Origin of the sequence: Carboxylicivirga sp. M1479, from assembly GCF_007097485.1 — a bacterium.
In the GTDB taxonomy this organism is placed as follows: domain Bacteria; phylum Bacteroidota; class Bacteroidia; order Bacteroidales; family Marinilabiliaceae; genus Carboxylicivirga.
The window spans coordinates 33,594-46,214 of the sequence record NZ_VKDE01000026.1 but is presented as its reverse complement, the minus strand read 5'-3'; the positions used below and the strand labels follow the sequence as shown (position 1 = coordinate 46,214).

Genomic DNA, 12,621 nt, shown 5'->3' with positions numbered 1-12,621 from the left:
ATCACACTTCAAGAGATTTACTAGGCGCAGTGTTATTAAGTGAGTGATACTGATTGAAAATCCGTGTCAGTAAGTTGAATAAAATATTTTAATTACTATCTATCAAATAGATAAATAACATGCTGGACACTATTCCAATTACTGTAGGATTATTTTAATGCATTTATCGTCTCCTTGACCCTGTTAAGATCGGGTAATAAATCAGACGGGAATTCAAATGATTGCAAATACCACTCTTCGTTAAAGGTAGCTGATTTACCGGGCTTAAGGGTTTCCATCGGTCCATAGGGCTCAATTTCGTATACCTCGTGGCGAAATGACCATATTGAGGTGGTTGCAGCCGTCATCTCACCATAAATTTTCTTCGGATAGTGCTTGAACTTCTTCACAAAAAGCACATCTTCTGGCGATAGATAAGCCATCCAGCCATCTTCACCGTCCATTACCAATTTACCGCAATCCGTTGGCCCGAATATTTCTAGTATATTATCGCGTTTACGTATATTTGGCTCATTAATGTTTTTGTACTTCATAACGGTACCGCTCTTTTCTTTATAATAGGCAATGTACCCCTCGGGAAAACGCGATTGCGGGTGAAGCGGTGTTAAACTAATTCCGCGGCCTTTAACTAGTGTCCGGCCCCAAAAACATACGCTAATCTCCTTATTGCCAAGATTTTTAATTGTTTGTGTACAACTTAACCTCGAACAATGCTGGTCAAGGATAAAATGCCTGGTGATGCACAGGTTAAGGGAAGTGTCAACCTGACTGGTCATTTTTACCGAATAATCACCGATAATTTCAGCCTTCCAGACACCTTTCCAATAGGTATTGTGTTTAGGCATTGTCTGTACCGGGCCAAAGTCAAAACGTCCGGCATCAACTCGCTGTATCTTGTAGCCATCTGTGATACCTTCGTGTGCTTTATCAAAGTACAGCACATTTTTCCCGTTAATTTCATAAACTAAAACCCGTCCGCCGATATTAGGGTCCAGGACAACTCTGGTGTTTTCATTTCGCAATTCAATGCAGTTGGGCAGCCCGTATTGTGTAATGGTCCTGGCTGCCGATAATGAAATCAGAGAGATGAATAGAAGAACAATTAAAGTAGCATATAATTTCATGTATGTAAGTTTTGTTTATTTTTTATGGATTAACAACAACGGGTATAATATTGCTCTTTGCTGAAAACAGACCATTGTTATAATCTCCACTGCATTCTTTCAGTAATTGTTTTTTTAATAAGATAACTCTTTCTGGATGTTGGTGTGATAAGTCATGCTTTTCCCGGTAGTCATCGGGTAAATAGAAGAGCTGAAACGTATTTTTAGGCGCATAATGCCTCAGTTTCCAGCCCTCATTGGTGACAATGGATGCACCTTGAAATGATGCATTGACAACGTACGTATGTTCAGTATCGGGGCCAGTTCCATTCATTACTGGCCATAAAGAAATACCATCCTTAGGGTCCTGTAATTGAATATGCAGCATATCGGCAAAAGTTGTAATAAGGTCAAAGTTGGCGACTAAATTTGATACTTCCCGGTGGCCTTTAATCTCCGCCGGCCAGCTCATAATAAGCGGTACCCGACTTCCGCCTTCCCAGTTATCTCGTTTGCGCCCTGCCATGCCGTCGTTACCGTCGAATATGTCACCTCCACATTCACTATAGTACTTAGTGTTGATATTATTGTAGTTAACCCCCGTCAGTATGTTCTTACCTTTTTTGGTACATCGTCCTTTCATGGTGTAGTACAGTTCATGCCCGTTGTCGGAGGTAAAAATGAAAAGGGTATTGTCAAGCAATCGATGTTGCTTAAGTTCATCCAGTATACGACCAACGTGCTGATCCAGCATTTTTACCATGGAAGCATATTCTTTTTCCACTTCAGTAAGCGTATCGTTTTCGATAAAATCCTGATGTACTTCGGGAACTGCAACCGGACCATGTGGCAATGTTGTCGGGTGATAAATAAAAAAAGGTTTGTTTTTGTTTTGTTGTATAAAAACAAGCAGTTTAGTAAGTATAATATTGGGTGAATACAGTTTTTTACCGGTCATATCCCAACGGTCTTTATAGCTTTCAGGAGTTTCCGGCTCGATTGTTTTGCCACAATCTTTCCGAGTATTACCTGACATTGGCATTATATCGCCGTCTTCAAATAAAAAAGGGGGATAAAAACCATGGGCACGCATATGATCGAGATAACCGCAATAGTGATCCCAACCGTGTGCATCCATTTGTTTTTTACTAACCGAAAATCCCCATTCTAATTTACCAAACTGAGCTGTTGTGTACCCGACATCTTTAAATACCTGTGCCATGTGATGGATGTTCTTATGTTCGGGCACTAGCTTTTCAATAGTGTTTGAAATAAGGTCATCTGAAATGCTGTCAGAAACGGCATAATAGGCACCGCCTTTGGTAATCTTCCATTTATCCGGATGGCAATCGTGGTATCCGGTTAACATACTGGCCCGCGCCGGTGCACAAAGCATGCAGCCGCGGGCATTTTCAAACACCAGCCCCTGATATGCCAATCGATCAATATTTGGGGTTTTCACTATTTTCTGACCATAATACGATAGCATACCTCGCCCTAAATCATCGGCATAAATTAATACCACGTTGGGTTTTAGTTGGTTATTGGTTGCTCCTTTATGGCAGCTCATTATTAGAAATGCCGCTAAGCAAATGTGTTTAAAAGTTTTTTTAGACATATCTTCGTTAAATTCATGTTTTTTTTGAGAAATCAATTGATTACTAATTTAAAGCTATGTATAGAAGCATAGGTTTCTGTATCGTTCAACTAATTTTTATTTAAAAAAGTGACTGTACAAAACCAGGCTTGATGGCATTTTCGAACAGGTAAAACTTTGATGCAAAATAGGATTGTCGTCTATCTATGAAACAATTACAGATTTGTAAACAAGTTATGAAATGATGCAAATTTCAGTTTTGTAACAATCTTTCTTTCAACAATTATTATCTGTTGTGCTGACAGTTGGATGATAAATACCAAAACAACTGAATGAAAATGAAACCTATATGAGATGATAGGAAACTTTGTTTTTTTGTCAAACCAATAACTTTGTTATGAAATTTTCTAAAAAATTATAAGCCGAAATCAAAAGAAATCATTAGTACTATTTACCCAAATCAATTATCACTTTTTAAATTTATACATGCAACTAAAACATGAGTTTTAAAATGAAAAACATAAGAATAATAATAGCGCTGTCGTTGATTTTATTTAATACTGCCAATCACGCATTTGCGAAGAAAAAACCAAATATTGTTTTAATTTTTGCAGATGATTTAGGTTGGACTGGGCTCGGCAGCTATGGAAGCGATTTTTATGAAACACCCAATATTGATAAGTTGTGTTATAGCGGTATGAAGTTTACCCAGGGGTATGCGGCAGCTACTGTTTGTGCGCCATCCAGAGCAGCGCTTATAAGTGGTCAGTACAATACAAAAAATGGCACTTTAAGAGTAAGTGATGTTCCCAAAAGAATCAATAAATATCATTTATATCAGGCACTTCAGCCGGCTAACCTGCCTTTTGAAGAAAGTCAGACAACTATTGCTGAGGCTTTAAAATCAGGTGGCTATGCAACCGGCATGTTCGGAAAATGGCATTTGCACCCCGGCTCACCCGGCGACCATGGTTTTGATGAATGGGTGACTAGTGCATCCAAGCATTTTAATTTTGAAACATCATTAAACGAAGAAATTAAAGAAGGTACTTACCTGAGCGATTACATGGCTGATAAAGCCATTGAGTTTATTGATAAAAATAAAGACAATCCATTCTTTCTTTACCTGCCTGATTTCTTAGTACATAAACCCCATGAGGCTAAAGAGAGGCTGATACAGAAATATGCTAAAAAGCAACCGGCAGGAGGACACAAGGATCCGGTTTATGCCGCCATGACCGAAAGTCTGGATGAAACTGTCGGGCGTATATATAATAAGTTAGAAGATACCGGTATTCTTGAAAATACACTCATCATATTTACATCGGATAATGGAGCTGCCGGTCGAACTAACCCTGATGGAACAGGAATGAGTAAGAACTACACCGACAACATACCTTTAAGAGATGGGAAAGGTCTGTTGTACGAAGGAGGTATCCGTGTTCCGTATATTTTATACTGGAAAAACAAAATTGCTTCCGGCACATCTTCTGAGATGCCAATCATAGGAGTAGATTTATACCCCACCCTATTAGATATAGCAGGCATTAAAGCACCGAAAGAGCATGAACTTGATGGAATAAGCTTTTTTAAAACTCTTTTAAATCCTGATCATCAATGTAAAGAGCGTCCTTTGTATTGGCACTACCCTAATTACGGGCCTGTCTCCTATAAAAATGGACAACTTAAATATGCTTATATCCCCACCGATGCTATTAGACTCGGGGACTATAAGTTACTTGAATTTTACCACGATACAACAGCATATATAGAGCTCTATAATATTGCGGAGGATTTGGGGGAAAGAAACAATTTGGCAGAAAAAATGCCGGAAAAAGCAGAGGAGTTATTACAGATGCTCAAGTCATGGAGGTATGAATCGGGAGCGCGTATGCCAGTACCTAACCCGCAATTTGATAAGAGTTTAAAGTCTTCTAAATAAAAAATGAGCTTAAATAAGCTTGTGGCATAAAGCTGAGTATCAATAATAAAAGTAAAATAATTACAGAGATATGAAAAGATTCACCTTATTTATGATAATGCAATGCTTCGTCTTTGGATTGGCATTTTCTAAAAAAAATAAAGTTGAAAAACTACCCCATATTGTATATGTTTTAGTGGATGATATGGGACAGGGCGATCTGTCGTGCTATAACCCGGAATCTAAGATTCCTACAGTAAACCTTGATAAATTAGCGGAGCAGGGTATGCGCTTTACCGATGCTCATTCAGGATCGGCTGTTTGTACTCCAACCCGATATGGTATTCTCACAGGTCGTTATTGCTGGCGTTCAGAGTTAAAAGAGAGAGTGGTGAGTGGCTACGATCCTTGTATTGTTGATAAAGACCGCAGCACCGTGGCCACTTTGTTAAGTCGGAATGGTTATCAAACGGCAATGATAGGTAAGTGGCATTTAGGCCTTAACTGGGCAACTAAAGATGGCTCTAAAATCACAGAATTAAAAAATGACATCGTGGAAACAGAGAAGCGTATTGATTTTACAAGACCTCTTGAGTTGGGACCGACGCATTTAGGTTTTAATTATTTTTATGGTATTGCTGCGTCGTGGGACTTCCCTCCGTATATTTTTATTGAAAACGACCGACTGGTAGAACAGCCAAATGGCAAAAAAGGTGGCTGGATTGGTGATTTACCTGAAGGTCATACCCTTGAGACTATTGAAAAAAACAAAAAGAAATACCCTTTGGCTAGCTGGCGCGATGGTGTTACCGGCTCATTAGGTCCTAAGGATGCTGTTAAGGTTATTACCGATAAAACCGTTGATTATATCAATGAGTTTGATAATTCAAAACCACAATTTCTTTTCGTTTGCTATACATCACCGCATACGCCTGTTGTGCCGCGTGATGAGTTCAAGGGAACTTCACAGTGTGGTATCTATGGTGATTTTTGTGTTGAGTTGGATGATGCTGTTGGTCAGATTATTACTGCCTTAAAAGAAAAAGGTGTTTACGACAATACATTATTTGTTTTTACGGCCGATAATGGTTCAAGTTTAAAAGGAATCCCCATCACTATTCAGAAAAAATATAACCATAGCCCAAGCTATATTTATAAAGGCTACAAGGCACGCCTGGATGAAGGCGGCCACCGTGTACCGTTTATCACCAGCTGGCCGGCAGCTATGCCTATGGGGGAAGTAAATGATAACCTGATTAGCCTGAACGATTTATATGCCACCTGTGCCGAACTGGTTGGTGAAGATTTATCCAATAATGAAGCAGAAGACAGCTACAGTATTTTGGCAGATTTAAAAGGCGTAAAAACAGTGACTGACACCAAGAGAGTTATTGTGCACAGTGACTTTACAGGCTATTTCGCCATTCGGAAGGGTGATTGGAAACTGACGTTTCCAAGGGCTGGAAAAGAAAATGAATTGTTCAATTTAAAGAATGATCCTGGAGAGAAAAGCAACCTGATGGATAAACATAAAGAAAAAGCTGACGAACTGACAAAGTTGCTGACGAAGGTTGTTAAAGAAGGACGAAGCAATAAGGGCACACCTGTGCTAAACGATGGTCCAAAACATTGGGAACAACTCACCTGGATGAAAGAATAAACACAATGGCAATGTTAGGTCAATAGGTTAATGGTCTGTATTTTGTTAGATAGGTCTAATGGTTCGACTCTTCAAGACAATGTTATGGAGAGGTAAAGGGAAATATTGAGAAGGATCGAATTTATTAGAAAATTAAAATGTAAGTTCAGCGGGATTTGGTCTTTTGACAAAGGACTTTTAAAAGACATAGATGCTTCTAAGAACAGTTTCAATATAAATTGGAGTAATAGATCAGTAGAAGATCATGTCAACAAGATAATGCCTATTTAGAGATAAATATATGACCTGGCTGGGTTTAATCTTCTAAAAAAAAATAGTACTATCGCAAGTTGGAAAAGACACTTCCCCAAATATGATGAAGAATCCTGATATTGCCCTGATATTGCCCCCTTGGATTTAGATTTTTAAGTTAGTTGGCAGAATCTAGTAATTGGCTTAGTAAAATTATTAAAAAATAGTAAAAAATAATTTATATCTTATCTACCAAAATTTACCTTCAAGTTAATAAGCTTACTATAAAAATATGGTAACATTTATGTAACCAATGTAATTTTGCCAATTAATTTACATTGCTATATATGCCAGTACTACATCTTGATACGTTTGAATTAGCCTTTCTAGAGGGTGTCACCCAGTTTGCTCCAACAGTAGCATTCTCTTCAATACGTGACAGTTTATCTTCATCTGTTTGCGGATAGCTTCGCTTTTGAGTGTTTGCTTCAATAGCTGCCGATTGTTCCGGGGTAATGGTATTGGTTTTATTCTCCAACTGTTCAAAATCATTGGTCAGGTTCATGTCGTTTTCCAACTGTGAAAACTTAGTTGGAACAGCTATGTCGATATTTCCGTAAGGTCGGGTAACAAATCCACCATGAATCTCTACACCACCATTGGGCATATACACCGGGCTTTTATCTGAGATAAGCAAGTCTTCAACATTTCCGGCAATAATCATCCCACCGCTTAATGAACTTACAATGGTCTTGGGTCTGAAATCCGGTGCAGATTTACTTCGTGCAATATTCACAAATGAACCCACCGATGTTTTATCCTGAATAGAATCCTCCACATCACGGTTCATGTTGAAATAGGTATCAGAAAGTACAATCTTGTTATAGCCCCGGTCAAACACACATGAATGGTTCACCTTGGCATCAAAGCAACAATCGTCAATGTTGGTAGTACTGTTCAGGTAAGCGATTGCACCATTTGAAGCATCTGAATATTCAAATCGAATATCGGAGAAATTTCCGCACTATTATAAATTTCTATGGTTCGGTCACTCTGAAAAATGACTGGTTTCACGTACGTTCCCAGAGAACCATCTACTTTATTGCTAAGAGATTTAATGTTGATTTGATAAGAGAAATCACGAAAAACGTTCCCAAATCATTAAGGTAGATACCATCCTCAAACATGATGTCGATACTGGCTTTCTCATTGATATGGTATTTCAATGCTTTGGGCAGCGTATCAAATAAGCGTTGAAGCTTTGAAAATGGCGTACCTGAAGGAATCATAATCGCTTTTTGGGCAAGATCGAATTCAAACCCGGTAATCTCTTGGTCTTTACTCATATCAAACACGCCCTGAAACACTTTGTATTGTTCGTGTTCCATACCCAGATAAGCGTACTGGCCATCAGAAGCCCATTCGCCTTTTTTCAGTAACGTTGGGGTCGTTCCCCTAAACATCTTGATTGTTACCATATATGAAGCCTTTTTATGTATTATAAATTGATAGCGTGGCTATATCATTGAATAAGCTTTGTCGAATAGTTCGCTGCTGCTGTAATTGCCTCCATTTTCAACCCTGGTTATTGAAAGCACTAAAAGGCGAAGAGTATTCGTGGTAGGTAGTAGCTTCGCTGTTGTGTTCACCTTCAAATCCTGGTAAATTGTATTGATGTAAGCTGCTGTATTGTTCTCAAACTTGTTTGCATATTCCTCAATAAGAGCCGGAACCGCATTCTTACCTTTTTCAATGTCGTGTTTGAGGACTTTAATCATGGCACGGGCACCGTATTCTGGAGCAATAAATATTTCGAAACGCCAGTCTTTGTTTTGCTCTTTGGGCAGCTTACCATTCCATTTGATGTTGGTATAAATCAGGTTTCCCGGATTGTTATTCCTAATTCCCCAGGGCGCACTCAATAAGTAGTTGTTATCACCGTTCCAGTTCTTGAAATTAAAAGGTAACTCATTATTGTTAGTAATAATAAAGTTTGAACCACGAGGAGGCAATAGCCCTTGCCGTTTTCTTGTTTTCCAGGTTTTAATGCAGACTGCTTCCTATTCAGTCTGCGAATAAGTAAAACGGTGGTAACTATTGCTCTCGTGGTTAACACCCCTCTCGAAATAAATAATATCTTTTTTTCTTGTTCATAGCTGTAATCGTGTTTTAAAGATGGATTCCCCAACTGTCGAACTTGGGTTTGATTTTGGCAATTTCTTTACTGTCCAATTCGGCTCTTAACCACCCGATTTCAACCGTTTTTCCACAACTTATGAATTCCCATAATGTATACATGTTTCATATAATGAACGGTTACAGTAGTGCTCTTTTTGATCCTGAAGATAACCAACACTTTAGATTTAGAAACCGTTAAAACGGTTCAAGTAATATCAATCTTAAGGTCATACCCCACAGGTTAAGCCATGGTTTGATACCGGCTTTGCAAGCCGGGCTGGCAAGTAAAAAATGAAAATACACAGGAATTGCGATTGATCCACATTAACACGTTTTCATCTTCAATCATCGAATATACCCGACTACTTGATAATCCATCTTTGGTGGAAATGATTTTAAGGTTATTCGCAATGGCCAGAAAGGACAGGAAAGTAAATTATATTAGTATTGGGAATCTTCTCTTATTCTTAAAAATGATTGATTTTTGGCTCGGTACTTTTCAAAAGTAGTCATTCTTTTCAGTTATTCCAGAGATTTGTAAAAGTAGAACAGAAAAGAAACCATTGTGAATAATTGATTGACCTGAGGCATACATTTAATAAATAGTTTTGCTTTACTAATTCAGAAAAAACCCCATAATGAAATGAAAATGAGATAAGATTGTTGCGACGACTCCAATATTCTTATACTAATAATAAATCCAAATTTTGATTCAACTAAAGACTAAACTAAAAAGCTCATTAAAAATAAAAAAACATTAAAAATGAAAAAAAAACTATCGGTATTATGCGTGGCAATTACTACTACGTTACTTTCTCTTTCATCAATAACGGGTTTCTCCCAGGTTAAACCAACTAAAATTGGAGCTACAATAGATGATTACGATTGGTGGCGAAAGGCAAGATTTGGTATTTTTATTCATTGGGGACCAGGGGCACTTGTTCATAAAAATGCTTTTAGGAGAAAGGATGAGAATAAGCATTTAGGATCATTTCATAACAAAGCGAGAAATTCGAGTCAAAAGCCTGTCCCTGAAGAAATATTTAATGGTGGTTGGAAAAAATATATCGATGCCCCGGATTGTCCGATGGACATATACGACAATTTATACCAGATATTTAATCCTGTTGAATTTGATGCTGAAGAGTGGGCCCAAATGGCTCAGGATGCCGGTGCCGGTTATGTAGTGCTGACTACGAAACATCTTGATGGATTTTGTCTTTGGGATAGCAAGTACACTGATTATGATATTATGAGCACTCCCTTTAAACGTGACATTTGTAAGGAATTGTCGGATGCGTGTCATAAGCGTGGGATTAAAGTAATTTGGTATTATTGTAAAGCTGATTGGTACGACATCCGACATGATGTAAAAAATCCAAAACCGTATGAAGACTATCTGTATAATCAGGTTGAGGAACTGATGACTAACTATGGGCCGGTTGAAGGTATCTGGTGGGATGGAGGCAGGATTAAATTAAATACGGGACCAATTTTTGAAATGATGCACAAACATCATCCGGGGTGTTTAACTAACGGAAGGATTGGTGGCGAAATCCCTGGTATAAAATTTACTACTCCCGAACAACGAATAGGTGGTTTTAACATGGATTATCCCTGGGAGACCTGTGCTGTAATACATGGACATTCATGGATCTGGAACGGTGAAAAAGACATGAAATCAGTAAAAATGTGCCTTCAGTTGTTAATTGAATGTGCCGTTGGTGACGGAAACCTGTTGTTAAATTTTGGCCCCAAGCCTGACGGTTCCATTTATCCGATGATAAAAGACCGATATTTGGAAATGGGAAAATGGTTGAAAAAGCATGGAGAGTCAATTTATGGAACTCGAGGAGGACCTTATAAACCAGGACTTTGGGGTGGATCAACCCGAAAAGGTAACACCATATTCTTGCATGTCACACAAAAATGGCCTGGTGGAATATTAAACTTGTCTAGTCTTCCAGCGAAGGTACTGGAATGTAAATCATTAACCGGAGGTAGGCCTAATTTTACACAAACTGATGAAGGATTAAAAATTACACTGGATCCCCAATATCATTCTTCGATAAATACCATTATTGAACTAACAGTTGATAAGGACGTGATGGAAATAGATCCCATTGAAATTGAGCAACCTGTAACTTTAACTACTGATGCGTTAGTAACTGCTTCAAGCAGTATAAATCCTGAAAGTAGCAAAGGGGCACCCGAAACAGTCGTAAACTATAGTTTCGAGAATGGTAAAATTAAAAAGCATTTTGGAGAGGACAGTCGTGATGAAAAACAAATTATCGTGAGCAGGAAAAATGTGAATAACAACCGTGATAAAGAGCGGATACACAAGATGATAAAAGGGAAGCATAAGGGGCACTTCTGGCGTTATTGGATGCCTAACGCAGAAGATTCTAATCCCTGGCTTGAGGTGGATCTTGGTGCAATCGAAAAGTTTAACCGTGTAGCTATAAAAGAACTTTATGGACAAGTACAAAAGTTTGAATTACAATTTCATAATGGTGAAGAGTGGAAAACTTTTTACGCAGAAGAGAATACCATTGATAATTTATCTATTCACCTGGCAAAACCTATCTTAGCCAGACGAATCAGGTTAGTAATTAATAAAACAAATGGCGAATTTCCATCCATTGTTTCGTTTGATCTATTCAACTAGATAAATGCGCAGGTGTGAAATTATAATAAATCAATATATTCAAAACAGAGGAATATTCAAAGCTTTAGGGCTTGGGCTATTTCGATACAGAATTTTCTAAATACTGATATTCTGCCCCTTACAAGGATCGCATTGTAAAAACTAGGTAAATAATATTATGCAAATAATTAACTCAAATTACTATTACAGCACTCCCGCAAGACTTCATTTTATTTAAACCATTCCTTATTAACTATATCAACTGGCTGAAAGTGATTATTTGGAATTTCATTTTTATTCACCAAATGATCCACAAGAAATTGTAAAGCTTTTTCAGCTTGTTCAACAGGACGCTGGCTAACCAGAAAATTAATCGTACCGCTATTTAAATACTTTATATTTTCATCGATTGATTCGTAACCAACTAATACATGGTCAAGTCCCGCATTTTCAAGATAATTGGCTACCACATATGTACGAGAGCCGGAAACCAGAATGGCCCCGATATTTGTATTTGCCGACAAAACCGTGTCTAACTTCCCTTTTACCTCCAGATTTTTATCACTTGGAATATCAACATTAATTTTTAAGCCTTTATTTAAACCACTCTCCATAAAATAAGCCATAAACCCCTGGTTACGACTATTTAAATGCTGTGTATTAACAAGGCTTTTGGCAATATTTACGATTAGAATATCTTTATCAACAGGTGTTATGGCATCAACCAAACTTGCAGCTATTCGTCCGCTTTTCATGGCATCTTCACCAATGTAAGTCAGAGGATTAACACCATCTATATTCGTATCTATAAAGACATAGGGGATCTTTAGTTCATCCAGTCGTTTAATGAAGGTTTGAGATTCATCCTTATACAATGGTGCAAGAATAACACCATGTGGCTTAGCAGCCATTAATTCCTCAGCCCGTTGAAGAAAATCCTGATGATGCTCCAGACTAAATTCATAAAAATCAGCTTTAATGTTATAAGGAAGGCTATTGGCAATTGCCTGGTTGATGCCAATTGGATGATTTGTCCAGAAGCTCTTATCATTAACAGGCTTGGGTAATAGTACACCTATTTTATACTCAGCAGGGGCCTTTAGCAGCCTGGCCGCCACATTAGGTTTATAATCAAGTTCCTTTGCAATTTTCAGTATTAATTCTTTGGTCTCAGGTTTTACTTCGCCACGATTGTGTAACACGCGGTCCACTGTACCTGCCGATACGCCTGCCTTAATTGCAATATCTTTTATTCGGACTTGTTTGGCCATATTAATAATA

The 12,621-nt window shown here is 38.0% G+C and carries 9 protein-coding genes; 3 read left to right on the top strand and 6 right to left on the bottom strand.

The window, feature by feature from the left end; translation table 11 throughout:
- Positions 1–149: 149 nt before the first annotated feature.
- Positions 150–1,124, bottom strand: coding sequence for a hypothetical protein (locus FNN09_RS15425; RefSeq protein ID WP_143303270.1), 975 nt, complete (start codon positions 1,122–1,124; stop codon positions 150–152).
- Between the two features lie 22 nt (positions 1,125–1,146).
- On the bottom strand, positions 1,147–2,673 hold the full coding sequence (locus FNN09_RS15420; RefSeq protein WP_221932516.1) for a sulfatase-like hydrolase/transferase: 1,527 nt from the start codon (positions 2,671–2,673) through the stop codon (positions 1,147–1,149).
- A 538-nt stretch (positions 2,674–3,211) separates the two neighbouring features.
- Here FNN09_RS15420 and FNN09_RS15415 point away from each other — a divergent pair.
- Together FNN09_RS15415 and FNN09_RS15410 are read left to right on the top strand one after the other, a co-directional pair.
- Positions 3,212–4,642, top strand: coding sequence for a sulfatase (locus FNN09_RS15415; RefSeq protein WP_185969035.1), 1,431 nt, complete (start codon positions 3,212–3,214; stop codon positions 4,640–4,642).
- Positions 4,643–4,712: 70 nt separating this feature from the next.
- On the top strand, positions 4,713–6,281 hold the full coding sequence (locus tag FNN09_RS15410) for a sulfatase-like hydrolase/transferase (RefSeq protein ID WP_143303267.1): 1,569 nt from the start codon (positions 4,713–4,715) through the stop codon (positions 6,279–6,281).
- A 559-nt stretch (positions 6,282–6,840) separates the two neighbouring features.
- Here FNN09_RS15410 and FNN09_RS15405 read toward each other — a convergent pair.
- The 3 genes from FNN09_RS15405 to FNN09_RS15395 all read right to left on the bottom strand — a co-directional run bounded on the left by FNN09_RS15405 (position 6,841) and on the right by FNN09_RS15395 (position 8,434).
- Positions 6,841–7,428 (bottom strand): hypothetical protein, encoded by a 588-nt coding sequence (locus tag FNN09_RS15405; protein WP_143303266.1) that lies wholly within the window; start codon positions 7,426–7,428, stop codon positions 6,841–6,843.
- A 178-nt stretch (positions 7,429–7,606) separates the two neighbouring features.
- Positions 7,607–7,990 (bottom strand): hypothetical protein, encoded by a 384-nt coding sequence (locus tag FNN09_RS15400; protein ID WP_143303265.1) that lies wholly within the window; start codon positions 7,988–7,990, stop codon positions 7,607–7,609.
- A 39-nt stretch (positions 7,991–8,029) separates the two neighbouring features.
- A complete protein-coding gene (locus tag FNN09_RS15395) occupies positions 8,030–8,434 on the bottom strand; it encodes a structural protein (RefSeq protein WP_143303264.1) in 405 nt (134 codons plus the stop codon).
- A gap of 1,019 nt (positions 8,435–9,453) precedes the next feature.
- Between FNN09_RS15395 and FNN09_RS15390 the strand changes: the two genes are divergently transcribed.
- Positions 9,454–11,361 carry an alpha-L-fucosidase gene (locus FNN09_RS15390; RefSeq protein WP_143303263.1) on the top strand — a complete coding sequence of 636 codons (1,908 nt, stop codon included), beginning with the start codon at positions 9,454–9,456 and terminating at the stop codon, positions 11,359–11,361.
- 209 nt (positions 11,362–11,570) lie between these two features.
- On the opposite strand, the gene FNN09_RS15385 is transcribed toward FNN09_RS15390, so the two are convergent.
- Positions 11,571–12,611, bottom strand: a complete 1,041-nt coding sequence (locus FNN09_RS15385; protein WP_143303262.1) for a LacI family DNA-binding transcriptional regulator — start codon at positions 12,609–12,611, stop codon at positions 11,571–11,573.
- Positions 12,612–12,621: the final 10 nt, after the last annotated feature.